This window comes from Telluria sp. GW821-FHT07G12, from assembly GCF_059418525.1.
In genome coordinates, this window is sequence record NZ_JBWKQA010000004.1 from 47264 (window position 1) to 73018 (window position 25755).

Annotated in this window: 24 protein-coding genes and 1 riboswitch; of the genes, 15 read left to right on the forward strand and 9 right to left on the reverse strand. The window is 65.4% G+C overall.

Annotated features, from left to right (window positions below; all coding sequences use genetic code 11):
- Positions 1 to 6: 6 nt before the first annotated feature.
- Complete coding sequence (locus AC07PE_RS15995; RefSeq protein WP_498766157.1) at positions 7 to 2022, reverse strand: lytic transglycosylase domain-containing protein; 2016 nt, start codon at positions 2020 to 2022, stop codon at positions 7 to 9.
- Between the two features lie 94 nt (positions 2023 to 2116).
- Here AC07PE_RS15995 and AC07PE_RS16000 point away from each other — a divergent pair, with 94 nt between their 5' ends.
- A complete protein-coding gene (locus AC07PE_RS16000; protein WP_498766159.1) occupies positions 2117 to 2680 on the forward strand; it encodes a 5-formyltetrahydrofolate cyclo-ligase in 564 nt (187 codons plus the stop codon).
- 74 nt (positions 2681 to 2754) lie between these two features.
- On the opposite strand, the gene metF is transcribed toward AC07PE_RS16000, so the two are convergent.
- From metF to metK, 4 genes are all read right to left on the reverse strand, one after another.
- Positions 2755 to 3600, reverse strand: coding sequence for a methylenetetrahydrofolate reductase [NAD(P)H] (gene metF, locus AC07PE_RS16005; protein ID WP_498766161.1), 846 nt, complete (start codon positions 3598 to 3600; stop codon positions 2755 to 2757).
- Positions 3587 to 3940 carry a phage holin family protein gene (locus AC07PE_RS16010; RefSeq protein WP_498766163.1) on the reverse strand — a complete coding sequence of 118 codons (354 nt, stop codon included), beginning with the start codon at positions 3938 to 3940 and terminating at the stop codon, positions 3587 to 3589. Before AC07PE_RS16010 ends, metF begins: the two co-directional genes overlap by 14 nt.
- A gap of 86 nt (positions 3941 to 4026) precedes the next feature.
- Positions 4027 to 5442, reverse strand: coding sequence for an adenosylhomocysteinase (gene ahcY, locus AC07PE_RS16015; RefSeq protein WP_498766165.1), 1416 nt, complete (start codon positions 5440 to 5442; stop codon positions 4027 to 4029).
- Between the two features lie 28 nt (positions 5443 to 5470).
- Positions 5471 to 5543, reverse strand: a riboswitch (S-adenosyl-L-homocysteine riboswitch).
- Between the two features lie 71 nt (positions 5544 to 5614).
- Positions 5615 to 6784, reverse strand: a complete 1170-nt coding sequence (gene metK / locus AC07PE_RS16020; RefSeq protein WP_498766167.1) for a methionine adenosyltransferase — start codon at positions 6782 to 6784, stop codon at positions 5615 to 5617.
- 26 nt (positions 6785 to 6810) lie between these two features.
- On the opposite strand from metK, the gene AC07PE_RS16025 reads away from it, so the two are divergent.
- From AC07PE_RS16025 to dapF, 3 genes are read left to right on the forward strand one after another with little or no spacing between them, the layout of a single operon-like run.
- Positions 6811 to 7818 (forward strand): lysophospholipid acyltransferase family protein, encoded by a 1008-nt coding sequence (locus AC07PE_RS16025; RefSeq protein WP_498766169.1) that lies wholly within the window; start codon positions 6811 to 6813, stop codon positions 7816 to 7818.
- Positions 7815 to 8678, forward strand: coding sequence for an LpxL/LpxP family acyltransferase (locus tag AC07PE_RS16030; protein ID WP_498766171.1), 864 nt, complete (start codon positions 7815 to 7817; stop codon positions 8676 to 8678). The genes AC07PE_RS16025 and AC07PE_RS16030 overlap by 4 nt, the downstream gene beginning before the upstream one ends.
- 9 nt (positions 8679 to 8687) lie before the next feature.
- Positions 8688 to 9551 carry a diaminopimelate epimerase gene (dapF, locus tag AC07PE_RS16035; protein WP_498766173.1) on the forward strand — a complete coding sequence of 288 codons (864 nt, stop codon included), beginning with the start codon at positions 8688 to 8690 and terminating at the stop codon, positions 9549 to 9551.
- Here dapF and AC07PE_RS16040 read toward each other — a convergent pair whose 3' ends face one another.
- Positions 9552 to 11234: a tetratricopeptide repeat protein gene (locus AC07PE_RS16040; RefSeq protein WP_498766175.1), complete on the reverse strand. Its 1683-nt coding sequence runs from the start codon at positions 11232 to 11234 to the stop codon at positions 9552 to 9554. It abuts the gene before it with no gap.
- A gap of 455 nt (positions 11235 to 11689) precedes the next feature.
- Here AC07PE_RS16040 and AC07PE_RS16045 point away from each other — a divergent pair, with 455 nt between their 5' ends.
- The 11 genes from AC07PE_RS16045 to AC07PE_RS16095 all read left to right on the forward strand — a co-directional run bounded on the left by AC07PE_RS16045 (position 11690) and on the right by AC07PE_RS16095 (position 22254).
- A complete protein-coding gene (locus AC07PE_RS16045) occupies positions 11690 to 12754 on the forward strand; it encodes a porin (protein WP_498766177.1) in 1065 nt (354 codons plus the stop codon).
- 185 nt (positions 12755 to 12939) lie between these two features.
- Positions 12940 to 14211, forward strand: coding sequence for a porin (locus AC07PE_RS16050; RefSeq protein ID WP_498766179.1), 1272 nt, complete (start codon positions 12940 to 12942; stop codon positions 14209 to 14211).
- Positions 14212 to 14310: 99 nt separating this feature from the next.
- Positions 14311 to 14988: a DUF484 family protein gene (locus AC07PE_RS16055; protein WP_498766181.1), complete on the forward strand. Its 678-nt coding sequence runs from the start codon at positions 14311 to 14313 to the stop codon at positions 14986 to 14988.
- A gap of 17 nt (positions 14989 to 15005) precedes the next feature.
- On the forward strand, positions 15006 to 15944 hold the full coding sequence (xerC, locus tag AC07PE_RS16060) for a tyrosine recombinase XerC (protein WP_498766183.1): 939 nt from the start codon (positions 15006 to 15008) through the stop codon (positions 15942 to 15944).
- Positions 15945 to 16073: 129 nt separating this feature from the next.
- The gene (locus AC07PE_RS16065; RefSeq protein ID WP_498766184.1) at positions 16074 to 17135 is read left to right on the forward strand and encodes a CobW family GTP-binding protein; all 1062 of its coding nucleotides are present in this window, start codon (positions 16074 to 16076) and stop codon (positions 17133 to 17135) included.
- A gap of 159 nt (positions 17136 to 17294) precedes the next feature.
- Positions 17295 to 17747 carry an RNA polymerase-binding protein DksA gene (gene dksA, locus AC07PE_RS16070; protein WP_230025053.1) on the forward strand — a complete coding sequence of 151 codons (453 nt, stop codon included), beginning with the start codon at positions 17295 to 17297 and terminating at the stop codon, positions 17745 to 17747.
- Between the two features lie 191 nt (positions 17748 to 17938).
- Entirely contained in the window at positions 17939 to 19300 is a 1362-nt protein-coding gene (locus AC07PE_RS16075) for an STAS domain-containing protein (RefSeq protein ID WP_498766186.1), read from the forward strand.
- A gap of 88 nt (positions 19301 to 19388) precedes the next feature.
- On the forward strand, positions 19389 to 19922 hold the full coding sequence (gene hslV / locus AC07PE_RS16080; RefSeq protein WP_230025057.1) for an ATP-dependent protease subunit HslV: 534 nt from the start codon (positions 19389 to 19391) through the stop codon (positions 19920 to 19922).
- Positions 19923 to 19936: 14 nt separating this feature from the next.
- Positions 19937 to 21271 carry an ATP-dependent protease ATPase subunit HslU gene (gene hslU, locus AC07PE_RS16085; RefSeq protein ID WP_498766188.1) on the forward strand — a complete coding sequence of 445 codons (1335 nt, stop codon included), beginning with the start codon at positions 19937 to 19939 and terminating at the stop codon, positions 21269 to 21271.
- 22 nt (positions 21272 to 21293) lie between these two features.
- The gene (locus AC07PE_RS16090; protein WP_498766190.1) at positions 21294 to 21488 is read left to right on the forward strand and encodes a hypothetical protein; all 195 of its coding nucleotides are present in this window, start codon (positions 21294 to 21296) and stop codon (positions 21486 to 21488) included.
- 34 nt (positions 21489 to 21522) lie between these two features.
- Positions 21523 to 22254 (forward strand): helix-turn-helix domain-containing protein, encoded by a 732-nt coding sequence (locus tag AC07PE_RS16095; protein ID WP_498766192.1) that lies wholly within the window; start codon positions 21523 to 21525, stop codon positions 22252 to 22254.
- Positions 22255 to 22358: 104 nt separating this feature from the next.
- Here AC07PE_RS16095 and AC07PE_RS16100 read toward each other — a convergent pair whose 3' ends face one another.
- From AC07PE_RS16100 to gspE, 3 genes are read right to left on the reverse strand one after another with little or no spacing between them, the layout of a single operon-like run.
- Complete coding sequence (locus AC07PE_RS16100) at positions 22359 to 23096, reverse strand: type II secretion system protein N (protein WP_498766194.1); 738 nt, start codon at positions 23094 to 23096, stop codon at positions 22359 to 22361.
- An 11-nt stretch (positions 23097 to 23107) separates the two neighbouring features.
- Positions 23108 to 24328, reverse strand: coding sequence for a type II secretion system inner membrane protein GspF (gene gspF, locus AC07PE_RS16105; RefSeq protein ID WP_498766196.1), 1221 nt, complete (start codon positions 24326 to 24328; stop codon positions 23108 to 23110).
- Positions 24328 to 25755: a type II secretion system ATPase GspE gene (gspE, locus tag AC07PE_RS16110; RefSeq protein WP_498766198.1), complete on the reverse strand. Its 1428-nt coding sequence runs from the start codon at positions 25753 to 25755 to the stop codon at positions 24328 to 24330. The genes gspF and gspE overlap by 1 nt, the downstream gene beginning before the upstream one ends.

Genomic DNA, 25755 nt, shown 5'->3' on the forward strand with positions numbered 1-25755 from the left:
GGCCGCTCATGGCAGTCCGATCGTACTCCCGCGCGGCGTGATCGTCCCCAGACGGGCCTTGAGCGACTGCGGACGCTTCTCGAACAATGCGGCGTAGTTCGTTGCGTTCGACATCACATTGCGCACGTAGTTGCGCGTTTCCTCGAAAGGAATGGTTTCGACGAAGACCGCGCCTTCCATCGGCGCGTTGAGCAGGCCGCGCCAGGTGCGGGTGCGGCCCGGGCCGGCGTTGTAGGAGGCAGTCGCCAGCACCTGCGAGCCCTCGGCATTGTTCAGCACCATGTTCAGGTAATTGGTGCCAAGCAGGATATTGGTGCGGATATCGCTCAGCATGCCGTGGCCGTAATCGCTCATGCCGATCTTTTCCGCCACCCATTTACCGGTCGACGGCATCACCTGCATCAGGCCGGACGCGCCGACGCCGGACTGGGCATCGGAAATGAAGCGCGATTCCTGGCGGATCAGGCCGTAGACCCAGGCCTGGTCCAGGCCCAGCCCTTGCGCGGTCGGGTGCAGGATGTCGTTGTGCGGGGCCGGGAAGCGCTGGCTGTAGTCGAACTCGGTGCGGGTGCGCTCCGAGGTGTTGACCATGCGGTCCAGGATCTCGTTCTGGCGCGCGTACTCGGCCGCCACCAGCAGCTGGCGGTCGGAAAAGTCGCGCAGGGTCCAGTTCCACTCGCGCGTGCCCTCGAAGCGTAGGCGCAGAGAGAAGAATTTCAGCGCGCGTTTAAAACCGGGGTTGGCGGCCATCTGCGCCATCTCGGCCGCGGTGGGCGCGGTTTGCGCCAGGGCGCTGGGCGGGATCGTGATCTGCTGGCCGACTTCCTCCAGCGCCAGCTGGCCATAGAAATTGTTCTGGTCGGCGATGCGGCGGAACAGGGCTTGCGCATCTTCCTTCTTGCCCTGCGCGGCATCGGCGCGGCCCAGCCAGTAGGTCCAGGCCGGCTGGGCGCGCAAGTCGGCCGGCATCGCTTCGATGGTGGCGCGCACCATCTTCCAGTCGCCGCGGCGCAGCGCGATCCGGGTCTTCCACTCGGCCTGGCTCTCGGACAGCGGGGCGCCGGCGGCGCGCTGCCAGTAATCGTAGGCGTCCGGCGCCAGCACCAGAGAAGCGGCCAGGGCAATATTCGACCAGCCGATCGCCTTTTCCTCGGCGGACAGCTTGGGCGCGTTCTTGTTCAGGGCGACGGTCGCCAGCTTCAGGCTGGTCCGCGCCATGCGGCCGATCGCGACCAGGTAGATCTCGTGCTCGGCGCGCGAGCTGCCGATGCCGCGCGCCATCGCCAGCGCCGGAAAGTCGACCGCCTGGGCGGCGCGGGTGTCGGAGGCGCCCAGCAGCAGCGCGGTGCGGCGCGAGGGCCCGGTGGCGTGCATCTCGCCGGCCAGGCGCAGCTGGGCCAGCAGGTCTTCCTTCGTGAACTGGCCGGACTGGGCCAGCTGGGCGACCAGGGCGGCGCAGGCTTCGCCGTACATCGGCGGATTATCGAGCAGGGCGCGTGCATCGGCGCTGACGTTCTGCCCTTTCACGGCGCGCGACAGCAGTGCGTAGCAGCGGACCTGGTAATCGTCGTTCTTGACGAACTGCGGCAGCTCGCGGTCGAAATTGGCCCAGTCGCGCTTGCGGCCGAGCTCGAGCAGCCAGTCGTTGCGCAGACGGTCGGCGATCGCGCTGCCTTCGTAGCGCTTCAGGAAATCCAGGACTTCCTCGTTCGTCGCGTCCTTCAGACGCGGTTTGAGACGATAATAGTCGACATACGAGGGAATTGCGTAGCCGGGCAGGCGCCCTGCGAGCTCGGCCGCCTTGGTGGCGTCGTTCTGGCGCGCGGCTTCGCGCAGTTGCAGGAAAAGCGCGTCTTGCTCGCGGGCAGCGTCAGTAACGGCTTGCGGCAGCGCTGTTGCAGGCGCCGTTGCAGCGGGCGCGGCAGGTGCTGCCGGCGAGGCCGACTGGGCCTGCGCGAGGTGGAACGGCAACAGGGTGGAGGCAGCAATACTTGCGCCGGCTAACAATTTCAATGGAAACATCAAACCAACCTTCAATGTACGCTTCATTTCATCCATGACCGGCGATTCAAGAATACCACGCCCCCTCTCGGGCCTGCCAGACAACACCTCAAGCGTGACGGGGGATGGCCAGGCGGCAAAGGCGGCGCTGCGCAAGGCGCTCAGGACTGCACGTGGGGCGCTCGATCCAGCAATCAAGGTCCAATGGGATGCCCATATCGGCGCCCAGGTCGTGACCTGGTGGCGCCTGCGCCAGATGGACACCGTCGGCGTCTACTGGCCGCTGGCCGGCGAACCGGATCTGCGCGCCGCCTATGCCGAACTGGCCCTGGCCGGCGTACGCCTGGCGCTGCCGGTGGTGATGGAGCGCAACGCCCCGCTCGCCTTCACCGAGTGGCAGCTGGACGAACCCATGCTGGCCGACGAGATGGGCGTGGCGGTGCCGGCCACCCTGCGTTTCATCGAGCGCCCGCCTGCCCTGTTGATCCCCTGCCTGGGTTTCAATGCCGAGAACTACCGGCTGGGCTATGGCGGCGGCTACTACGACCGCACGCTGGAACTGGTGCCGCGTCCGCTGACCCTGGGCATTGCCTACAGCAAGCAGGAAGCGCAGTTCGGGCATGGACCCCACGATGTGCCGCTGGATGTGATCGTGACGGAGCGTAGCAACATCCGGTGACGGATTGATGACTGCGGATCAAAAATAAATGCCCGCGGGCTTGTGGCGCGCGGGCATTTTTTATGTCGACTGCGTCAGGCCGCCGATTGCGAACCCTGCAGGCGCTGCCAGATGGCGGTAGTCGCCGCCGCCTGATTCATGCTGTAGAAGTGCAGGCCCGGCGCGCCGCCCGCGAGCAGGCGCTCGCACAGCTGGCTGACCACATCCAGACCGAAGGCTTTGATGGAAGCGCTGTCGTCGCCGAAGCTGGCCAGCTTCAGGCGGATCCAGCGCGGGATCTCGGCACCGCACATCTCCGAGAAACGCATCAGCTGCGTGTAGTTCGTGATCGGCATGATGCCGGCCACGACAGGTACGTCCACGCCCAGTTTGGCGACGTTGTCGACGAACTGGAAATAGGCGTCCGGATTGTAGAAATACTGGGTGATGGCCGCATTGGCGCCGGCCTGCACCTTGCGCACGAAGTTCTGCAGGTCGTCCTGCGGCGACTTCGCCTGCGGATGCATTTCCGGATAGGCGGCGACCTCGATGTGGAACCAGTCGCCGGTCTCGGCACGGATGAACTCGACCAGGTCGCTGGCATAGCGCAGCTCGCCGGCGCCGCCATAACCGCTCGGCAAGTCGCCGCGCAGGGCCACCAGGCGGTGGATGCCGTGCGACTGGAACTCGCGCAGGATGGTCCGGATCGAGTCGCGGGTGCCGCCCACGCAGGACAGGTGCGGCGCGCCGGCATGGCCTTCCGACTGGATCTCGAGCACGGTGTCGAGCGTACCCTGCTGGGTGCTGCCGCCGGCGCCGAAGGTCACCGAGAAATATTTAGGCTGCAGCTCCGCCAGCTTCTGGCGCGCCACGCGCAGCTTTTCCGCGCCCTCGGGGGTCTTGGCCGGGAAAAACTCGATGCTGATATTAGGGGTTGCCATCTTTATTCAGGAGTAAGGTAGAAAGCGCCCACGAAATCACGCTGTACAGGATGGCCGCCAGGAAGGCCGACCAGAATCCGGCGACATGGAAGCCCTCGACCAGGTGCGCCACCAGCCAGAACAGCAGCGCGTTGATCACCAGGATGAACAGCCCGAGCGACACCACTGTCACCGGCAGGGTCAAGACTACCAGCACGGGACGGATGATGGTGTTGACCAGGCCCAGGACCAGCGCAGCCACGAGGGCGGCGCCGATATTGGTGACGGTCACCGAGTGCATCAGGTAAGGCAGCGCCATCAGGGCGGCGGCGTTGATCAACCAGGTCAGGAGCAAGCGCATGTTCGTGTCTTTCGTGAGGGTGAGCGGGGGCTCGGCGCCACCTTTTCAGGCGGCGCCGATTCACGAAAAGCTTACCAGACTATTAATTAATAACGATAGTGGGCCGGCTTATATGGACCTTCCTGGCTCACCGAGATGTACGCAGCCTGCTCTTCGGTCAGCGTGGTCAGCTGGGCATTCAGCTTCTTGAGCTGCAGGCGGGCGACCTTCTCGTCCAGGTGCTTCGGCAGCGTGTACACGCCCACCGGATACTTGTCGGTGTTGGCGAACAGCTCGATCTGGGCGATGGTCTGGTTCGCGAACGAGGAGCTCATCACGTAGGACGGGTGACCGGTGCCGCAGCCCAGGTTCACCAGGCGGCCTTCGGCCAGCAGGATGATGCGCTTGCCATCCGGGAAGATGACGTGGTCGACCTGCGGCTTGATGTTTTCCCACTGATACTTCTTGATCGCAGCGACTTCGATTTCGTTGTCGAAGTGGCCGATGTTGCAGACGATCGCCTGGTCCTTCATGCGCAGCATGTGCTCTTCGGTGATCACGTGGTAGTTACCGGTGCAGGTGACGAAGATGTCGCCGTGCTCGGCAGCGTAATCCATGGTCACGACGCGGTAGCCTTCCATCGCGGCCTGCAGGGCGCAGATCGGATCGATTTCGGTGACCCAGACCTGGGCCGACAGCGCGCGCATGGCTTGTGCCGAACCTTTGCCCACGTCACCGTAGCCGGCGATCACGGCGATCTTGCCGGCGATCATGACGTCGGTCGCGCGCTTGATGCCGTCGACCAGCGATTCGCGGCAGCCGTACAGGTTGTCGAACTTCGACTTGGTGACGGAGTCGTTGACGTTGATTGCCGGGAAGGCCAGCTTGCCTTCCTGGTGCATCTGGTACAGGCGGTGCACGCCGGTGGTGGTTTCTTCGGTCACGCCCTTGATTTCCGGCAGACGCTTCGAGTACCACTGCGGATCGACGGCCAGGCGGCCCTTGATCGCGTTGAACAGGCAGATCTCTTCTTCCGAACCCGGCTTGTCCAGCACCGAGATGTCCTTCTCGGCACGCACGCCCAGGTGCAGCAGCAGGGTGGCGTCGCCGCCGTCGTCCAGGATCATGTTGGCGTGATTGTCACCCGGCCATTCGAAGATGCGGTGGGTGTATTCCCAGTACTCGTCCAGGGTTTCGCCCTTGATGGCGAACACCGGGGTGCCGACCGACGCGATGGCGGCGGCAGCGTGGTCCTGGGTCGAGTAGATGTTGCACGATGCCCAGCGCACTTGCGCGCCGAGGGCTTCCAGTGTGCGGATCAGCACGGCGGTCTGGATGGTCATGTGCAGCGAACCGGCGATGCGCGCGCCCTTCAGCGGCTGGCTGGCGGCGTATTCCTCGCGGATGGCCATCAGGCCCGGCATTTCGGTTTCGGCAATACGGATTTCCTTCTCGCCCCACGAGGCAAGACCGATATCGGCAACGAGGTAATCCTGGGAAGTGTTTTTGAGTACGGCGCTCATCACGCCCTCCTTTCAAGTTAAGAAAAAAGTAACGTGAGCGCGGTGTTGATGATCCGAGCCTGGCGAAAGAAGGATCTTTCGTCGCAACGCTCCTCGGAATTCATAAGTTTAACACGGTGGGCACGGCTTGTGCCCACCGTGAAGCGCAGGTGTTGTTACCCGCGCAAACCGATTACGACAGGCCGGCTTCGGCGCGCAGCAGCGCAGCCTTGTCGGTGCGCTCCCAGCTGAACTCCGGCTCTTCGCGGCCGAAGTGGCCGTAGGCGGCGGACTTCTGGTAGATCGGACGCAGCAGGTCCAGCATCTGCACGATGCCTTTCGGGCGCAGGTCGAAGTGTTCCATCACCAGCTCGGCGATCTTCTCGTCGGAGATCACGCCGGTGCCTTCGGTGTAGACGGTGATGTTGATCGGCTTGGCCACGCCGATCGCGTAGCTGACCTGCACCTGGCACTGGCGCGCCAGGCCGGCGGCGACCACGTTCTTCGCCACGTAGCGGGCGGCGTAGGCGGCCGAGCGGTCGACCTTGGACGGGTCCTTGCCCGAGAACGCGCCGCCACCGTGCGGGGCAGCGCCGCCGTAGGTGTCGACGATGATCTTGCGGCCGGTCAGGCCGCAGTCGCCCTGCGGACCGCCGATGACGAAGCGGCCGGTCGGGTTGACCAGGTAGCGGGTGTCCTGCAGCCATTCTTTCGGCAGCACCGGCTTGATGATCTCTTCGATGACGGCTTCTTCGATCTGGCTGTGGCTGATTTCAGGTGCATGCTGGGTCGACAGCACCACGGTGTTCACGGACACCGGCTTGCCGTTCAGGTAGCGCAGCGTGACCTGGGACTTGGCGTCCGGACGCAGCCACGGCAGGCGGCCGTCCTTGCGCAGCTGCGACTGGCGCTCGACCAGGCGGTGTGCGTAATAGATCGCGGCCGGCATCAGTTCCGGGGTCTCGTCGCAGGCGTAGCCGAACATCAGGCCCTGGTCGCCGGCGCCCTGGTCGAGATCCAGGCCCGCGCCTTCGTCGACGCCCTGGGCGATGTCCGGCGACTGCTTGTCGTAGGCGACCAGCACGGCGCAACCTTTATAGTCGATGCCGTAGTCGGTGTTGTCGTAACCGATGCGCTTGATGGTATTGCGCGCAACTTGAATATAATCGACGTTTGCGTGCGTCGTGATCTCTCCGGCCAGCACCACCAGACCCGTGTTGCACAGGGTTTCGGCGGCCACGCGCGCGCGCGGATCCTGTTCGAGGATGGCGTCGAGGATGGCGTCGGAAATCTGGTCGGCGACTTTGTCCGGATGGCCTTCCGAGACAGACTCGGAAGTGAAGAGGTAGTCGTTGGAAGACATTGAGGCTCCTGATACTGTTGAGATAAATGCCGCAGTACCAATGCCTGCGACGCTTTAGCGATATTTATATTCCGCTTCGCAAGTTGTCATTAACTCCGCGGATCCTGCATCAAAGTGGTATTTTACGCTCCTTAAAAAATTTTGGTGTGGCAAGTCGCCTCATCTCTACCCTAAATCAATCGATGCTTGTCTTTTTGTTCCGCCTCTTATCCAGGTTCCCCCTTCCTGTGCTACACGCACTGGGCGCGGCGCTCGGCTGGCTGGTTTATCTGCTTTCCCCCTCTTACCGGCGGCGCCTGCGCAGCAATCTCGAGCTGGCAGGCTTCGGCGCCCTGTGGCGCGCCGCCGTCGCCGAATCCGGCAAGGCGCTGGTCGAACTGCCTTTCGTGTGGTGCGCACCACAGGAACGAGTTACCAGACACGTCACGATGGAGAACTGGGAGCTGGTCCAGCGCCAGCTCGACAGCGGCCGCGGGATTGTGTTCCTGACGCCACACCTGGGCTGCTTCGAATTGACCGCTCAACAAGTCTCGCTGCGCCAGGAGTTGACGGTCATGTATCGTCCGCCGCGCAAGAGCGCGCTGAAGCCCCTGGTCGAGGGCGCGCGCGCGCGCCTGAAGATGCACCTGGCCCCGGCCAACCTGTCGGGCGTGCGCATGCTGGTCAAGGCGCTGCGAGGCGGCCAGCCGGTCGGCGTGCTGCCCGACCAGGTGCCGCAGGAAGGCGAAGGCGTCTGGGCGCCCTTCTTCGGACGCCAGGCCTACACCATGACCCTGCCGGCCAAGCTTGCCCAGCTGGGCAAGGCCGACATCCTGCTGACCTATGCCGAGCGCCTGCCCGGTGGGCGCGGCTATGTGATCCGCTTCGTGCCCTTCGAGGGCGACCTGTCCGGCACCCCGGCCCAGCAGGCCGCGAGCATCAACCGCGCCATGGAGCAGCTGATCGCGCGTTGCCCGTCCCAATATTTCTGGAGTTATAACCGCTACAAGCGTCCGCAAGGCGTGGCAGCCCCGGAAGCCGAGGCGGTCGCATGAGGGCCCTGATTGCATTGTTATGGCTGCTGCACTGGTTGCCGCTGCCGATCCTCGGCCGCATCGGCAAGGCCGTTGGCAGCCTGATGTATGTTGCGATTCCGAAGCGCCGGAAAATCGCCCTGACCAACCTGCGCCTGGCCATGCCCGAGCTGAGCGAAGCGGAGCGCGTCGATATCGCCAGGCGCCACTTCCAGGCGTATTCGCGCAGCATTCTGGAGCGCTCGCTGCTGTGGTGGGCGCCGATCCCGCGCCTGCGCAAGCTGATCCACATCGAGCCCTCGGTGCCGCAGGCCGAAATGGAAAGCGGCCCGACCATCCTGCTGTGCCCGCACTTCGTCTGCCTCGACGTGGCGGGGGTCGCTGCACGCGTGATCCCGGTGTCGTCGATCTATTCGCCGCAGAAGAACAAGGCCTTCGACCGCCTGCTGCGCTATGGCCGCGAACGCTTCGGCCCGGTGCGCCTGTTTACGCGCGAAGAAGGCATCAAGCCGATCCTGCGCGGACTGCGCGACGGCCTGCCCTACTTCATGTTGCCGGACATGGACTTCGGCGAGAAGGACGCCACCTTCGTGCCCTTCTTCGGCATCCCGGCGGCCACGCTCACCGCCATGCCCAGGCTGGCGGCTGCCACCAAGGCCAAGGTGATCCCGGTGATCGCGACCTTCCTGCCCAACTATAAGGGTTACCGGGTGGTATTCTATCCAGCGTGGGAAAACTATCCCGGCGACGACATGGTCGCCGCCACGCGCCGCATGAACGAATTCATCGAGGAACGGGTGCGCGAGAACCCGGCCGAGTACTTCTGGACGCACAAGCGCTTTAAAACCCGGCCGGACGGCGAGCCTTCGTTCTACGAGTAAGGATTAGCAATGAAATTGAAATTTACGAAAATGCACGGCGCCGGCAACGACTTCATCGTCATCGACGCCGTCAACCAGCAGGTCGACCTGAGCCCCGCGCAGTGGGCGCGCCTGGCCGACCGCCGCTTCGGCATCGGCGCCGACCAGATCCTGATCGTCGAGCGTCCCAGCGAAGAAGGCTGCGATTTCCGCTACCGCATCTTCAACAACGATGGCGGCGAGGTCGAACAGTGCGGCAACGGCTCGCGCGCCTTCGTGCGCTTCGTCAGCGACAAGGGCCTGACCGATAAACGCAGCATCCGCGTGCAGACCATGGCAGGCATCATCACGCCGCGCCTGGAAGAAGACGGCAGCGTGACCGTCGACATGGGCGCCCCGGTGCTGGAGCCGGCCCTCGTCCCCTTCGACAGCCAGGGCCTGGACGGCGTGGCCCAGGGCCGCGACACCCTGTGGCCGCTCACGGTCCGCGCGCGCGGACAGGAGCAGACCGTGCTGGTGTCGACCGTCTCGATGGGCAATCCGCACGCCGTGCAGGTGGTCGACGACGTCGACACCGCCCCGGTGGCGGAGACCGGCCCGCAGATCGAACACCATCCGCGCTTCCCGAAGCGGGTCAACGCCGGCTACCTGCAGGTGCTGGACCGCGGCCACGTGAAGCTGCGCGTGTTCGAGCGCGGCGCCGGCGAAACCCTGGCCTGCGGCACCGGCGCCTGCGCGGCAGTCGTGGCCGGCATCCGGCGCGGCCTGCTGGACTCGCCGGTGCAGGTCGAGGCACGTGGCGGCCGATTGAGCATCGCCTGGGCGGGTGAGGGCCAGCCGGTCTTCCTGAGCGGGCCTGCCGAAACCGTGTTCGAAGGCGAAATCAACTTGTAATCAGGCTGCCAGGTCCAGGTCGAGCGGCGTGTCCGGCCCGCCCGACTCCGGCAGCAAGGTCCGCAGGCGGTACAGGCGCTGCCGGTAATTTCCTTCCGGTCCGCCCGGGCCGCAGTCGATGTTCTCGAACAGGCGCACGATGCGGTCGAGCAGCTGGCGCTCCTGCGCCGTTTCCACCGGCACCAGTCGGCGCCGGCTGCGCCCGTAGCTGGCGCGGATGTCGACCACCAGGCAGTGTCCGCGGTCCGCGTGCCTGACGTCCAACAGCAGCGCTTCCGCGCGGCTCAGGCCGAACGCCAGGGCCAGCTCGAGCCGCGCCGCCAGCAAGGGGTATTCCGACAGGTCGCGCCCGGGCATTGCAGCCAGCTCGCGCCATGCTCCGGTGTCGCGCGGCGAGATCTTGTGCAGCATCGCCGCCGCCTTGGGGCAGCCCTGGGCCGCCGCCTTCTGCAGCCAGAACACGGCGCGCACGTCATTGCCCTCGTTCTCGCGGCGCGCGCGCCAGGCGGCATTCCCGCATTCCAGCTGGGCGTCGCGAAAACCCATTTCGGCGGCGCGCTCGAGGTATTTCTGGGCTTCGATGACATTCCGCTGGGAAAACTCCGGCTTCACATATATGCGCGACAGTGCGTACCAAGCTTCGGCCAGCCCCTGCTCGCCGGCCTGCTGCAGCCAGCGCACCGCCTTTTTGAAGTTGGCGGCGCCGCCGCCGCCGGCGTTATCGCCTGGAATACGGCGGCCGTCGATGCGCATGCGCGCGCACCACAGGCCGAGGGCGAACTGGGCGTGCCGGTCCTGCTCGGCGGCGGCCAGCTCCCAGAACGCGTGCAGTTCGTCGGGCTCGACGTCGTGGACGGCCAGGCCTTCATCCACCAGCCGGGCGCAGCGCGACAGCAGGGTGACCTCGTCCGGCGCCAGGCGCGCGCAGGCCCTGCCCTGCGCCACCTCGGACCGGGCCAGGGCGCGCGCCAGCGGCAGCGCGCGTTCGAGATAGACCTGATACTTGCCGGCATCCCACTCCTGTTCCAGCAAGGCGAACTGGGCCGGCGTGACGCCGTTGTCCGCAGCGCGGCGCAGCCAGCGCTGGCCGGCGCGTTCCGGCGCGCCGTCGCGCAGCATGCCAGGCTTGTCCAGCGGCTGCGGCTCGGAACGTGGCGTACGGGCATCCGGCATACGGGCATCCGGCATACGGGCATCCGGCGCACGGGCGCCTGGCGCGCCGGCAGCCGCTTCGCCTGCCGGCCCATTCGAACGCGGCGGCGGGGTCACCCCGTGTTCGCGCGCCAGCATCCACTGCGCCTCGGGAAAGCCGCCGCGCCCCGCGTCCTCCAGGGCACGCAAGGCCTTGGCGCGCTGCCCCGGCGGCACGCGCTCACCGCCCAGCACCAGTTGCGCATACACGAGGCCGGCCCGCGCCAGCCCGCCGTCGTAGGCGCGTTCGTACCAGCAGGTCACGGGCTGCGGGCTCTGGCGGGCCAGGTCGAGGGGTATGTGGTTGCCGATCAGTTGCCAGGCCTCGGCGCAGCCTTGCCGGGCGGCGCGGTCCAGCCAGTGCAGGGCCGTGGGCAGGCTCTTCGGCAAGCCGGCGCTGCCGAACAGGTAGAGCCGCCCCAGCTCCAGCTGGGACTCGGCCCGCCCGGCGCGCGCGCCACGGATGATTGCTAACTCTTCACGGTTTGCCATCGTTCTTTTTCGGTAAGGAGACGCCGCCGCAGATGCGCGCAGAAGCATGCAAATCACGATGAGTACGTGATGGATCAGGTCGCTAGACCGTCGGCTTCATATATACGCTTGTCGGATGGGCCAGAGTCTATAGCCGGCTCAGGGGCGATTCGTTTGCAATTCCATGTGCATTTGAGGCTGCACAAATGTCACAAATCGAACAGGGCTGGTATGATGACGCAGGGAAACTTAATCAATGCTTAAGGTTTCCGTGCTGAACGGGCTCAGCCGTTTCGAAAATACAACAGCACGATTGGATTTATTGGCTTTCCACCAATTGGAGCCGTCATAATTGACTAATCCGACAATCTTGACGCATTGAGCATTTAAGGTTCACACATCCGAGTGTTCAGCAACAAGAAAAAGTCTCAATGCTCTCTGGATTCCTGCGATTCACTTTATAAGGATACAAATAGATGAAAAAATCACTCTTGGCAGTCGCTCTGCTGGGCGCATTCGCCGGTGTGGCGCAAGCGCAAACCGCCGTGCAGATCTACGGTAACATCGACGCCGGCCTGGTCAAGCGTACCGACCAAACCCTGGCTATCGGCAAGCGCGCCTCGAACACCCTGGGCTTCAAGGGCACCGAAGACCTGGGCAACGGCCTGAAAGCACTGTTCCAGATCGAAATGCGTTACGAGCCGGACACCGGCACCACCGAGAACAACGGCCGTCCGCTGTTCCAGGGCCAGACCCGCGTCGGCCTGCAGGGTGACTTCGGTATGGTCCGTCTGGGCCGTGGCCTGACCCCGTTCCAGGAAATCGTCGGTTCGTTCGAACCGTGGCACGGTCTGCCGACCCCGGCCGGCTTCTACACCGACATCTCGGTCGCCGGCTTCAACTCGGCTCCGCTGGACACCAACACCAGCGGCGGCTCGCCGAACAACAACCGCATTTCGAACGCGATCTTCTACAACTCGCCAGTGTCGAACGGCTTCCAGGTGAACGCTTCGTGGGCAAGCAAGGAATCGACCGGTGGTGCACTGACCGGCATCGGCGCAGGCGCAACCTCGTACGCTGCCAACGCAGAAGCTTCGGCAAACCCGTTCTCGGTCGCTGCTACCTACAACAACGGCCCGGCCGCTGCGATGGTTGCTTACGAGCGTAACGCTGTCGAAAGCAAAGTGTGGTCGATCGCCGGTTCGATCGCCGCTACCCCGGAACTGAAGCTGATGGGCACCTACACCCGTCAAGACCAGGAGCACACCAACACCCTGCGTCCGAAGACCAAGGCATGGCTGCTGGGCGCAACCTACGCTGTCGGCCCAGGCAAGGTCCTGGCTGGCTATGGCCGCAAGCACATCGACAACACTGCTTCGACCAAGCAGTTCTCGCTGGGCTATGAGTACAACCTGTCGAAGCGTACCTACCTGTACGTGGACGCATCGCGCAAGAAAGACATCGTCAACGCCACCACCGGCAACCTGGCTGGCACCCCGACTGTCAACCACTACGACGTGGGCGTGAACCACTCGTTCTAAGCTGCCAGGGGGTTCGCCCCCTTCAGCTGGAAGTCCGCAAGGGCGGGCCTGGGCAACCAGGTCCGCCCTTGTTGCATCCAGGCCTTGTGCGATTCGCGCAACGCTTACGCGGCTGAGCCGTATCAGCCGGCGCGAATTGATGGGCATCCGAATGTAAGTCGATGCAGTTCGATTTGGGAGATGCAATGAAGAAGATCGTGCTGGGCGCGCTCGCCGGCGCCTGTTTTCCGACTTTCGCGCTGGCCCAGTCCAGCGTTCAGCTCTACGGTATCGCCGACGCCGGCCTGATGTGGCAGCGCGGCTCTTCGCCCAAGATCATCAGCGGCGGCGAGGACGGCTCGCGCCTCGGCGTGAAAGGCAGCGAAGACCTCGGCCGGGGCTTGAAGGCCGTGTTCAACCTCGAAGCCCGGATCGAGCTCGACACCGGCAAGCAGCAGCCCGTCCTGATCAACGAGAACCAGGGCTTCTACCTGACGCGCGGCATGGGCGCCCTGCCGCCCAACCTGCTGGCGGCCGTGCGTAGCGCGCTGCAGCCGCGCGGTGGCCCGGCCGTCAATCCGGAGAACGCACTGTTCGACCGCACCGCCATGGTCGGCATGGTCACCCCGGTGGGCGCGATCCTGGTGGGGCGCATGTACACGCCGGGCTACGAAGTGTTCGCGGCGGCCGACACCTTCGAGGTCGGCACCGGCGGTACCTGGGGCAGCGTGACCGGCGGCACCGCCGGCTTCCAGGCGCTGGGCGCCGACATCCGCTCCCAGCGCGCGCTGCAATACCGGTTCGCCCTGCCCTCCGGACTCGGCGGTTCGCTGATGGTGGCCGGCCACGGCTCGGGCTACTACGGCCTGTACAACAAGTTCTGGGGCGCGGCCATCACCTACAAGGCGCGCGGCTGGGACGTCGGCATCGGCCACAACCACGGCTACGATCCGTCCGGCGCGCCGAGCCTGCGCACGACCACGGCCGGCGGTTCCTATACCTGGAACGACTGGAAGTTCTTCGCCGGCTGGCACGACCAGCGCAACCAGCATTCGACGCTGCTGCCCACCTACGTGGCCGGCTGGGACGCCCTGATCGCACCCCAGCTCGCACCGCTGGGCCCGGCCACCGCCGCCGCCCTGCGTGCGGTGTTCGTCAACAACATCAGCGCCAATACCCGGCAGGATGCGGTCGGCGTCCAGGCCGGCGTGCAGTACCGCGTCGGCCCCAACCGCTTCCTGGCCTCCGTCGCCCGTCAGAACGACCGCACGCCGTCCGACAGCGACGCCACCCTGTTCGCGCTCGGCTACAACTATTTCCTGTCGAAGCGCACCGACATCTACGCCGTGGCCGCCTTCATCAAGAACGACAACGAGGCCCAGTACAGCCCGGCAACGGCGGGGGCTCCCGGCGGTTTCACCAAGGCGCCGGGCGAGGATGGGCGCGCTTTCCAGCTGGGGGTGCGGCACCGCTTCTGACATTGGCGCCACGGTGGCAGGTGGAACGGCATGATTATCTGCTGATGACGGTTGCAGTCAGGTAAAATTGGCGGTCTACCTATTTTGCAAGACCGTGCAATGACCGTAACACTGGATTCCGCTGCCATCGCCCAATACCTGGTCGACCATCCGCAGTTTTTTGAAGAGTATGCCGGCCTGCTGGGCGAAGTAAAACTGTCGAGCCCGCTGACCGGCCGTGCCGTCTCGCTGCAGGAACGGCAGATGGAAGTGATGCGCGACAAGTACAAGGCGCTCGAGCTGCGCATGGCCGAGCTGATGCGCCACGCCGAGGAAAACGCCGCGATCGCCAACCGCTTCCACGGCTGGACCCGGCAACTGCTGGAAGCCGGCGCGCCCGACGAAGCGCCGGCCGCGATGCCGCGTGCCGTGGTCGACGGCCTGATCCAGCACTTCATGGTGCCGCAAGCCACCTTGCGCCTGTGGAGCCTGGCGCCGGAGCACGCAAGCGAGTGGTATGCGAGCGACGTCTCCGACGACGTGCGCCTGTTCGCCAACAGCCTGCGCGCGCCCTACTGTGGTCCGAACCGCGATTTCGAAGCCGTACGCTGGCTCGACGACGCCGCCGATGTGCGCTCGACCGTGCTGGTGCCGCTGCGTGCGGCTGGCGCGGCCTTCGGCCTGCTCGTGCTCGGCTCGCCGGATCCGGAACGCTTCGGCGCCGGCATGGGGACCGATTTCCTGGTCCACATCGGCGAAACCGCCAGCGCCGCGCTGCTGCCCCTGCGCGCAGCCTGAGGTAAAGCGAGCCCGGCATGGACACCCCGGCCGCCGACGACTGGACCGGCCGTTACCTGGAGGAGCTGCGCACCCAGCGCAAGCTCTCCGGCCACACCATTGCCGCGTATGCGCGCGACCTGGGCGAATTGTCCCGACTGGCCGGGCATACCGACTGGACCCGCCTGACCCACTTCGATATCCGCCGCTTCACCGCCAAACTGCACGCCGGCGGCCAGAGCCCGACCTCGATCGCGCGCAAGCTGTCCGGCTGGCGCGGTTTCTTCAACTGGCTGGCGCGCCACACGGCGCTGCCCGCGAACCCGGTCGACGGCGTGCGTGCGCCGCGCCGCGCCAAGCGCCTCCCGAAAGCCCTGCCCGTCGACGACGCCGTGCGCCTGATGGACGCGAACCGCCACGGCCATCCCGAACCGGCCGAACTGTGCGACCGGGCGATGTTCGAGCTCCTGTATTCCAGCGGCCTGCGGGTGTCGGAACTGGCCGGCCTCGACGTATCCTTCACGGCCGCCAAAGACGGCGCACCCGCCTCGCTGGGCTGGCTGGAGCTGGAAGGCCGGGAAGTCGTGGTCACCGGCAAGGGCAATAAAATGCGGCGGGTGCCGGTCGGCGGCCCGGCGCTGGACGCGATCGCGGCCTGGCTGGCGGTGCGTCCGCCCGCCAGCGACGGCAGCGCCGCCCTGTTCCTGTCCGCGCGCGGCGCCCGCGTGACCCCGCGCGTGGTCCAGCACCGCCTGAAAAACCATGCAATCAAGGCCGGCCTGCCGGTGCACGTGCACCCCCACGTGCTGCGCCACTCCTTCGCCTCGCACCTGCTGCAATCTTCGGGCGACCTGCGCGCGGTCCAGGAATTGCTGGGCCACGCCAGCATCACCTCGACCCAGATCTATACCTCGCTCGACTTCCAGCACCTGGCGGCGGTCTACGACAAGGCCCATCCGCGCGCCAAGCTTAAGTAAGCGATCTGTCGAACAGATCAAACTTGCGGCAGCGCGCAGGACTGCACTCGGTGGTGACATTCCGCAAATTCCGGCATAATCCCCCGATTCTCGGCCGCCGGACGGCCTACTTAGATCGGATAGCGAAATATGGAATTGATCCCCAGCACCATCCTGACCGGCTTCCTCGGCGCCGGTAAAACCACGCTGCTCAACCGCATCCTGCAGGAAAACCACGGCCTGCGCATCGCCGTCATCGAGAACGAATTCGGCCAGGAAAACATCGACAACGAAATCCTGGTGCAGGATTCGGGCGAACAGATCGTCGAGATGAACAACGGCTGCATCTGCTGCACCGTGCGCGGAGACCTGATCGTCGCGCTGGGCAAGCTGGCCGCCAAGCGCGATGCCGGCGAGCTGCACTTCGACCGCGTCGTCATCGAAACCACCGGCCTCGCCAATCCCGGCCCGGTGGCGCAGACCTTCTTTGTCGACGAGGAAGTGGGCGCCCACTACCTGCTCGACGCCGTGGTGACCGTGGTCGACGCCCGCCATGCCATGGACCAGCTGGACCGCCATGAAGAAGCCCAGCGCCAGGTCGGTTTCGCGGACAAGATCCTGCTCTCCAAAACCGACCTGGTCGACGCTGCCGCGCTCGAGGAACTGAAGGCACGCATCCGCCGCATCAATCCGCGTGCGCCGATCAGCACCTCGGACTTCGGCCGCGCGCCGATTCAGGAAGTGCTCGACCTGCGCGGTTTTAACTTGAACGACAAGCTGGAACTCGACCCCGCCTTCCTGACCGCCGACGAAGCCCATGAGCATGGCCACGATCACGATCACGATCACGACCATGAGCACGTGCACACCGAGGCCTGCGACCACAGCCACGACCACCACCATGGCCACCACAGCGACGACATCGCTGCCTTCGTCTTCAAGAGCGAGCGCGCCTTCGATCCGGAACGCCTCGACCAGTTCCTTGGCAGCATGGTGCAAGTGTTTGGCCCCGACATGTTGCGCTATAAAGGCGTACTCTTGATGGCGGGCGCGGACCGGAAGGTGGTATTCCAAGGCGTGCATCAAATCATGGGCAGCGACCTGGGTGCAAAGTGGGGCGATCAGGAAGCCCGCGGCAGCAAAATGGTGTTTATTGGTAAAAATTTACCAAAAGATGTCTTTATCCGAGGATTGGAACAATGTTTGGTATAAACTACTCCGGTTCTGCAATCCGGTAGTTGAACGACTGAACAAGGCGGGGTGTCCAAGCCCGCCGTTACGGCAGCGAACCAGCGTGTACGACGCAACAGGAGTAAGCGCTGAGTAAGCTGATAAAATGGAAACTCTGTCGTATCAAAGGTAAGTGAAGTCATGACTAAAACAACGAAACCGAATACCGTGGCGCAGCCCGAAGACCGCCTCCTGACGGAAGAAGAGATTCGGGCGATGAGCGACGACGACTACATGAACCCGGCCCAGCTGGCGTTCTTCAAGAACCGCCTGCAGGAACTCGAAAAAGAGTTGCTGAAAAACGCCGGCGAGACCACAGAGCACCTGCGTGAAACGGTACTGGTGCCGGACCCGGCCGATCGCGCCACGATCGAGGAAGAGCACGCGCTCGAGCTGCGTACCCGCGACCGCGAGCGCAAGCTGCTCAAGAAGGTGCAGCAGTCGCTGGCGGCCATCGAATCCGGCGAGTACGGCTGGTGCGACGAGACCGGCGAGCCAATCGGCGTAGCGCGCCTGATCGCCCGCCCGACCGCCACGCTGTCGCTGGAAGCGCAGCAGCGCCGCGAACTGAAGCAGAAACTGTACGGCGATTGAACCGTGACAGGCTGACCCGAAAAAAGCATGCGTTCTCCGCATGCTTTTTTTATTTGGGCGCCAAATATATTTCCCATGGGATACACTAGCGTCGGCTTGCCGATTGATTGACGCAGCTCAGGCGTGCGCGCCATGCGCCTCGGGCCGCCGTGCTACTGTCTCGACCGGTGAAAACGGGTACAAGGACCGACGTGGGACTCTTTTCCTTCCTCAAGAAAAAGAACGATGCGCCCCAGGCGCGGGCCGGCGCTCGCCCGCGTCCCGAGCTGATCGACCCGGTCAGCATGTTCGCCCCCACCACCCGCATGCCGCTCGACACCGAAGCCGAGCGCGAGCGCCAGCGCGAGATCGCGCGCGCCACCGCCGCCAAGATCGACGAGATCGAGCTGGAGATGGCCAACGACATCTTCGACGACCATGCCTGGGCCGGCAACCGGCGCGCCCCGGCGGTGGCGTCCGGTGCGCCCAGCGCGCCCCTGCTCGACCTGAACACGGCCGACCTGCTGGTCGAAGAAGGCATGCCGGATACCGCCATCGCGCCCTCCAGCGCGCCGGCGGTCGAGGAAGCCGCGATCCTGTATGCCAACGGCCAGTTCGACGCCGCCGAAGCGGCCTTGCGCGCCTGCCTGGACGGCGCCTGCCGCAACGAGCGCCAGCCCTGGTGGATGCTGTTCGACCTTTACCAGGCCAGCGGCCGCGAGCCCGAATTCGAAAGCATTGCGATCGACTACGCCAGCCATTTCGAGACCTCGCCGCCGGCCTATTCTCCGGCCTTCGCGCCGCCCGCGGGACCGGCGGCGCAGGCAGAGCAAGCCTTTGCCGGCGTGACCCCGACCGCCACCCTGTCCGGCCAGCTCGACGCCACTGCCGGCGCCCAGCTGGCGCGCGTGCTGGCGTCGACGCTGCCGCTGGTGCGGCTGGAATTCAGCACCATCGCCTCGGCCACGCCGGAAGGCTGCGCGGTCCTGCTGCAGGCTCTGCAGACCCTGCGCCGCGCCGGCCGCGAGCTGGTGGTGGCCGGCGCCGACCACCTGATTGCCGTGCTGCGTCCAATGCTCACGATCGGCGACCGCGGCGCCGGCGAAGCGCCCTGGCTGCTGCTGCTCGAACTGCTGCTCCTGATGAACCGCGAAAAGGATTTCGAGGAGACGGCAATGGATTATTGCGTCACCTTCGAAGTCTCGCCGCCCTCGTTCGAGGCGCCGGCGCGCGCCGCCGTCAGCGTGGGCGCCAGCAGCGGCCCCAACACCGTCACCGGCGACCGCTTCCTGCTGCCGGGCCTGGTCGAAGGCCCCGGCGCCGCCCTGCTGGATGCGATCTCGGCCTATGCCGGACAGCATGCCGCACTGGTGCTCGACTGCTCGCGCCTGGCCCGCATCGACTACACGGCGGCCAACGCCCTCGCCGCCCGCCTGCGCCAGCTGGCCGACAGCAAGGACGGCGAGGCTGACAAACGCAGCATCGAGCTGCGCGACCTGAACCACCTCGTGGCCGCCCTGCTGCGCCTGCTGGGCGTGGGAGAACAGGCGCGTCTTTACGCGCACAAGTACTGAATACCCGTTCCGCACTGACCCATCAGTTTGTTCTTGTAATTAAGTGAAGTAGCCCCACGTTCGGTGAGCAATCAACCACGAGGCAACTATGGAACAATTTCACGGCACGACCATTCTGAGCGTGCGGCGCGGCGAACAGGTCGCGCTCGGCGGCGACGGCCAGGTTACCCTGGGCAACGTCGTCATGAAGGGCTCGGCCCGCAAAGTGCGCAAGCTGTACCAGGGCAAGGTGTTGTGCGGCTTCGCCGGCGGCACCGCGGACGCCTTCACCCTGCTCGACCGCTTCGAAGCCAAACTGGAAAAGCACCAGGGCAACCTGCTGCGCGCCTCGGTCGAGCTAGCCAAGGACTGGCGCACCGACCGCGTGCTGCGCCGACTGGAAGCGATGCTGCTGGTGGCCGACCGCGAGAAAACCCTGATCATCACCGGCAACGGCGACGTGCTCGAACCCGAGGACGGCATCGGCGCGATCGGCTCGGGCGGCGTGTACGCGCAGTCGGCCGCCAAGGCCCTGCAGGAAAACACGGACCTGGCCCCGGCCGAGGTGGTCAAGAAGGCGCTCACCATCGCAGGCGAGCTGTGCATCTATACGAACATGTCCCACATCGTCGAGACGCTGTAATGAACAATCATCATATGAACATGACTCCTTCCGAAATCGTTTCGGAACTCGACAAGCACGTGGTCGGCCAGGGCAAGGCCAAGCGCGCGGTGGCGATCGCCCTGCGTAACCGCTGGCGCCGCCAGCAGGTGGACGAGCCCCTGCGCCACGAGATCACGCCCAAGAACATCCTCATGATCGGCCCGACCGGCGTGGGTAAAACCGAGATCGCGCGCCGCCTGGCCAAGCTGGCCGATGCGCCCTTCATCAAGGTCGAGGCGACCAAGTTCACCGAGGTCGGCTACGTCGGCCGCGACGTCGACACCATCATCCGCGACCTGATCGACATCGGCGTCAAGCAGACCCGCGCCAGCGAAATGAAGAAGAGCCGCCAGCGCGCCGAGGACGCCGCCGAAGACCGCGTGATCGACATCCTGGTGCCGCCGGCGCGCGACTTCGGCTTCAACGTCGCCAGCGCCGAAGCCAAGGACGGCGACACCACCCGCCAGACCTTCCGCAAGCGCCTGCGCGAAGGCGCGCTCGACGACAAGGAAATCGAGATCGAGGTCGCCGATGCCGCGCCCCAGGTCGACATCATGGCGCCGCCGGGCATGGAAGAAATGACGGAGCAGATCAAGTCGATGTTCGCCGGCGTCGGCGCGGCCCGCAAGAAGCCGCGCAAGATGAAGGTCAAGGACGCGATGAAGATCCTGGTCGACGAGGAAGCGGCGAAACTCGTCAACGAAGACGAGATGAAGCAGAAGGCGATCCAGACCGTCGAACAGAGCGGCATCGTGTTCCTGGACGAGGTCGACAAGATCGCCTCGCGCTCGGAGCATGGCGGGGCCGACGTCTCGCGCGCCGGCGTGCAGCGCGACCTGCTGCCGCTGGTCGAGGGCACGACCGTGAACACGAAATATGGCATGATCAAGACCGACCACATCCTGTTCATCGCCTCGGGCGCGTTCCACCTGTCGAAGCCTTCGGATCTGATTCCGGAGCTGCAGGGCCGCTTCCCGATCCGCGTCGAGCTGGAAGCGCTGTCGGTGGAAGACTTCAAGAGCATCCTGACCTCGACCGACGCCAGTCTCACCAAGCAGTACGAGGCCTTGCTGGAAACCGAGGGCGTGAAGCTGGAATTCGCGGCGGACGGCATCCATCGCCTGGCCGAGATCGCTTATTCGGTCAACGAGCGCACCGAGAACATCGGCGCGCGTCGCCTGTACACGGTGATGGAAAAGCTGCTCGAGGAAATCTCGTACTCGGCCACCGACAAGTCGGGCCAGACCCTGGTGATCGACGCTGCCTACGTCAACGAGCGGCTGGATGCGCTGGCGGTCAACGAAGACCTGTCGCGTTATGTACTGTAATTAAGTAGAGAAGGAGGCGAAGATGGCGAACAAGGCGCTTGCAACCCGGCAGAGGATGATGCTGCGCGTCGATCCGGCGCCGCTCAAGCCGCGCAACCCGTTCGCCGGCTTCGCCAAGCAGCGCGCGGCCGGCTCGCACACGAAGCCGCTGTCCAGCGAACGGCAAGCCGCCAAGCGCGCACTCAAGAAGGTCAAGCTGACGCCCGACGACGAGTGACAGGAGAGCCCTTCTTCTGTACAGTACAGAACCCATGAGCTCCCCCGACATGGTTCTGGACGTCCTGCGCGCCGAACTGCGCGCCGCCGGCATCACCTACAAGATGCTGGCCGACCGCATTGCAATGAGCGAGTCGAGTATCAAGCGCATGTTCGGCCAGAAGGACATGACCCTATCCCGCCTGGCCCAGATCTGCCAGGCTGCCGGCATTGCGCTGGAAGACGTGCTGCGCCGCGCGGCCGACGCCCGTCCCCAGGCCGACACCCTGACGCTCCCCCAGGAAACCTCGCTGATCGCCAAACCGCACCTGCTGCTGATGGCGATCTGCTGCCTCGGGCACTGGAGCCTGGAACAGATCATCGAGACCTACCGCCTGACCGAACCCGAATGCATCGGCCTGCTGGCCGAGCTGGACCGTCTCGGCCTGATCGAGCTGAAACCCCTGAACCGCTACAGCCTGCGCGTCTCGAACGCTTTCCGCTGGCTGCCGGACGGTCCGGTGCAGCGCTACTTCCGGGAACACGTGGTGGGGGATTATTTCGACGGCCGCTTCGACGGCCCGGGCGAGGCGCTGATGTGCCTGCCTGCGCGCCTGTCGCTGGCCAGCGCCGGCGAACTGGCGGAAAAAGTGCATCAGCTGGCCGGCGAACTGGCCCGGCTGCACCGCAACGACCGCCGCCTGGCGCCGAACGATCGCGACGGCTTTACCCTGCTGGTGGGGTTCCGCTCGTGGGAGTTTTCCGCATTTACGGCATTGCGCCGTTAAGAGCGCCTAACAAGACCCCATGGCGGCGTTGCATCGTCTCGCCGTACTAGCGTACTGTCTTCGACGATGCGCCTTGCCCTGAGGGTCTTGTTAGACGCTCTTATTTACTGCGTCTGCGGCGCCTGGCCGCCCACGGGGCTACCGGCCGGACGGGTCGGCGGCGGCATCTGCACCGGCGCCGGGGCCGGATTGTTCGCGTTCGGATTGTTCGGGTTGTTGAGACTGGCGGGTGCGCTGTTCGGGTTGGCCGGCGGCGGCGCTTCATGCTGGCCGACGTCGCCGGGGCTGGCAAATTCCTGGTTCTGCGGCGGCTGCTGCGGCACCGCACCCGGCGACATCGGCGGCTCCGGCACTGTTGCGCCCGGCGCAAGTGTGGCCGGCATCGCGCCCGCTGCGGAATTGCCAGGAACGGCCGCAACGCCCGGACCGCCCATCGCCGCGGCCGGCTTGTTGTCCGCCGCCAGGTCGAGCCGCTTCATGACGCCGCCATCGGACAGCATCACGTAGCGCGGGTGCACCTCGGCCAGGGTAATGCCCGGCACCAGTTCCTTGCCCACCATCAGCGCCTTCGGCGGCGAACCCTCGGCCACGATGATGGCCACGCTCTCGCGCCCGGCCGAGACGATGCCGGTCAGCTGGTAACTGGTGGCGCTGGCCGTGGCGATCTGGCCGCCGAATAGGGTCGCGGCGGCATCGATGGACGGGTCCGGCATGCTGTTGTGCGGCACCGCGGCGATCGGACGCTGCGGCGGCTGGTACAGCTGCAGGATCCAGTAGGCGAGCGAAGCCGCCAGCAAGATCACGCCCAACAGGCTCAAAAGTAAGGGCAAACGCTTGTTCATCAGTGTCCTTGTCAGCGCACCAACTGGTTGATTTCAATAATCGGCATCAGCACCGCCAGCACGATCAGCAGCACGACCAGGCCCATGGCCAGGATCAGCACCGGCTCGAGCAGGCCGGCGATGGTCAGCGCGCGGCGTTCCAGATCGGCCTGCTGGGAATCGGCGGCGCGCTCCAGCATGGCCGGCAATTCGCCGGTGATCTCGCCGGCGCGGATCATGTGCACCAGCATTGGCGGAAAATACTTTTGTACCGACAAGGCGCGCGCCAGGCTGACGCCCTCGCGCACGCTGGCGGTCGCATGCTCGACCAGGCCTTTCATGGCCACGTTCGACAGCGTGTCGCGGCTGGTCTCGAGCGCGCGCAGGATGGGCACGCCGGAACCGGTGGTGATCGCCAAGGTGCTGGCGAAGCGCGCCGTGTTCAGGCTGCGCTCGAAGCGGCCGTAGACCGGGGCGTCGAGCAGCCAGGCATGCCAGCGCAGCTTGAGCGCCGGATTGCGCAGCGCGCGGCGCCACATGATCCAGGCGCCGATGATCGCCAATCCGACGTAGATGCCGTAAGCGCGCGTAAAGTTCGACACGCCCAGCATCATGATGGTCAGGAAAGGCAGTTTTTGTTTGGTGTTGGCGAACACGGAGACGATCTGCGGCACCACATAGGTGAGCAGGAAGATCACGATGGCGAACGCGACCACAGTGACGATGGCCGGGTAGGTAAATGCCAGGCGGACCCGCTGCACCAGCGCGTTGCGGCGCTCGATGTAGTCGGCCAGGCGCGCCAGCACGCGCGCGATCTGGCCGATCTGTTCGCCGGACGAGACCAGCGCCCGGTAAATCTCGGCAAAGTCGCGCGGATGCCGCGACAGCGCGCTGGAAAAGGACGAGCCGCCCATTACTTCGGAACGGATCGAGGCGATCAGGTCGCGCATGTAGGGGCGCTCGGCCTGTTCCAGCAGCGCTGTAAACGCCTGTTCGAGCGGCAATCCCGCTTCCAGCAGGCTGGCCAGCTGGCGCGTGAACAGGGCCAGTTCGACCTGCGACAGGCGCTCGCCGAAGCCGCGCGATTTCGTCGCCCCGCTCTCGTCGACCTGGGCAGCGATGGCCTCGACCGCCAGCGGCGTCAGGCCCTGCAGGCGCAGGTCGGCGCGGGCGGCGCGCGGGCTGTCGGCGTTCAGCACGCCCTTGCGGGTAACGCCGCCGGTGTCGACGGCTTCGTAGCGGAAGGCCGGCATCAGGCGGCCTTCGTCACGCGCAACAGCTCGGCTTCAGTGGTGACGCCTTCGCGTACCCAGCGTTCGCCGTCGTCGTGCATGGTCCGCATGCCGGAGCGCAGTGCGGCGTCGCGGATCTCGGCTTCCGATACCTGGTTGTGGATCTGCGCGCGGATCTGCTCGTTGGTTTCCAGCAGTTCGTAGACGCCGACCCGGCCGTGGTAGCCGGTATGGCCGCAGCGGTCGCAGCCGACCGCGCGCCAGCGGCCGGGGGCCTCTTCCTGCTTGCAGTAGGAGCACAGCTTGCGCACCAGGCGCTGCGCCATCACGCCCAGCAGGCTTGAGGACAACAGGAACGGCTCGATGCCCATATCCAGCAGACGGGTCACGGCCGACGCGGCGTCGTTGGTGTGCAGGGTAGCCAGCACCAGGTGGCCGGTGAGCGACGCCTGCACCGCGATCTGCGCGGTTTCCAGGTCGCGGATCTCGCCGATCATGATCACGTCCGGGTCCTGGCGCAGGATCGCGCGCAGGGCCTTGCCGAAGGTCATGTCGATGCGGGCATTGACCTGGGTCTGGCCGACGCCGGCCAGGTCGTATTCGATCGGGTCTTCCACCGTCATGATGTTGGTGGTCGAGGCGTTCAGGCGCGACAGCGCGGCGTACAGCGTGGTGGTTTTACCGGAACCGGTCGGGCCCGTGACCAGCACGATGCCGTGCGGCTGGTTGATCATCTTGTCGAACTGCGGCAGCAGGTCTTCGCTCATGCCCAGGTGGCTGAGGTCGAGGCGGCCCGCTTCCTTGTCGAGCAGACGCAGCACCGCGCGTTCGCCGTGGCCGGTCGGCAGGGTCGAGACGCGCACGTCGACCGGCTTGCCGCCCACGCGCAGGGTGATGCGGCCGTCCTGCGGCAGGCGTTTTTCGGCGATGTCCAGCTGACTCATGATCTTGATACGGGAAATGAGCGAAGCGTGGATCGCCTTGCGCGGACGCACGATGTCGCGCAGCGCGCCGTCGATGCGGAAGCGCACCACGGAGGTCTGTTCGAAGGGCTCGATGTGAATATCCGAGGCACCTTCGCGCAGCGACTGCGTCAGCAGCGCATTGATCATGCGGATCACCGGAGCGTCGTCGGACGATTCCAGCAGGTCCTCGATCGCCGGCACGTCCTGCAGCAGCTTGGTGAGATCCAGGTCGGAGTCGAACTCGTCGGCGACCTGGGAGGCGTCGCCGCCGGCATTCGCGTAGGCGGCGGCGATGGCCGCTTCCAGTTCCGCGCGGTCCATGCGGTGCAGCACGATGCGTCCGAAGCGGCGCGAGACTTCCGCGATCGCGGCCGGCTTGGTCGCGTTCGAGACCAGGACTTCGACGGCCTGCGACGGGTCGCCGTTGGAACGCGCCAGCACGCCGTAGTCGCGTGCAAATGCGTAGGGCAACAGGTTATTCAT

Coding starts and splice junctions, on each gene's coding strand:
- AC07PE_RS15995 (WP_498766157.1), bottom strand. CDS start 2,022: ATGTTTCCATTGAAATTGTTAGCCGGCGCAAGTATTGCTGCCTCCACC.
- metF (WP_498766161.1), bottom strand. CDS start 3,600: ATGGCAACCCCTAATATCAGCATCGAGTTTTTCCCGGCCAAGACCCCC.
- AC07PE_RS16010 (WP_498766163.1), bottom strand. CDS start 3,940: ATGCGCTTGCTCCTGACCTGGTTGATCAACGCCGCCGCCCTGATGGCG.
- ahcY (WP_498766165.1), bottom strand. CDS start 5,442: ATGAGCGCCGTACTCAAAAACACTTCCCAGGATTACCTCGTTGCCGAT.
- metK (WP_498766167.1), bottom strand. CDS start 6,784: ATGTCTTCCAACGACTACCTCTTCACTTCCGAGTCTGTCTCGGAAGGC.
- AC07PE_RS16025 (WP_498766169.1), top strand. CDS start 6,811: ATGCCGCAGTACCAATGCCTGCGACGCTTTAGCGATATTTATATTCCG.
- AC07PE_RS16030 (WP_498766171.1), top strand. CDS start 7,815: ATGAGGGCCCTGATTGCATTGTTATGGCTGCTGCACTGGTTGCCGCTG.
- dapF (WP_498766173.1), top strand. CDS start 8,688: ATGAAATTGAAATTTACGAAAATGCACGGCGCCGGCAACGACTTCATC.
- AC07PE_RS16040 (WP_498766175.1), bottom strand. CDS start 11,234: ATGGCAAACCGTGAAGAGTTAGCAATCATCCGTGGCGCGCGCGCCGGG.
- AC07PE_RS16045 (WP_498766177.1), top strand. CDS start 11,690: ATGAAAAAATCACTCTTGGCAGTCGCTCTGCTGGGCGCATTCGCCGGT.
- AC07PE_RS16050 (WP_498766179.1), top strand. CDS start 12,940: ATGAAGAAGATCGTGCTGGGCGCGCTCGCCGGCGCCTGTTTTCCGACT.
- AC07PE_RS16055 (WP_498766181.1), top strand. CDS start 14,311: ATGACCGTAACACTGGATTCCGCTGCCATCGCCCAATACCTGGTCGAC.
- xerC (WP_498766183.1), top strand. CDS start 15,006: ATGGACACCCCGGCCGCCGACGACTGGACCGGCCGTTACCTGGAGGAG.
- AC07PE_RS16065 (WP_498766184.1), top strand. CDS start 16,074: ATGGAATTGATCCCCAGCACCATCCTGACCGGCTTCCTCGGCGCCGGT.
- dksA (WP_230025053.1), top strand. CDS start 17,295: ATGACTAAAACAACGAAACCGAATACCGTGGCGCAGCCCGAAGACCGC.
- hslV (WP_230025057.1), top strand. CDS start 19,389: ATGGAACAATTTCACGGCACGACCATTCTGAGCGTGCGGCGCGGCGAA.
- hslU (WP_498766188.1), top strand. CDS start 19,937: ATGAACATGACTCCTTCCGAAATCGTTTCGGAACTCGACAAGCACGTG.
- AC07PE_RS16090 (WP_498766190.1), top strand. CDS start 21,294: ATGGCGAACAAGGCGCTTGCAACCCGGCAGAGGATGATGCTGCGCGTC.
- AC07PE_RS16095 (WP_498766192.1), top strand. CDS start 21,523: ATGAGCTCCCCCGACATGGTTCTGGACGTCCTGCGCGCCGAACTGCGC.
- AC07PE_RS16100 (WP_498766194.1), bottom strand. CDS start 23,096: ATGAACAAGCGTTTGCCCTTACTTTTGAGCCTGTTGGGCGTGATCTTG.
- gspF (WP_498766196.1), bottom strand. CDS start 24,328: ATGCCGGCCTTCCGCTACGAAGCCGTCGACACCGGCGGCGTTACCCGC.
- gspE (WP_498766198.1), bottom strand. CDS start 25,755: ATGAATAACCTGTTGCCCTACGCATTTGCACGCGACTACGGCGTGCTG.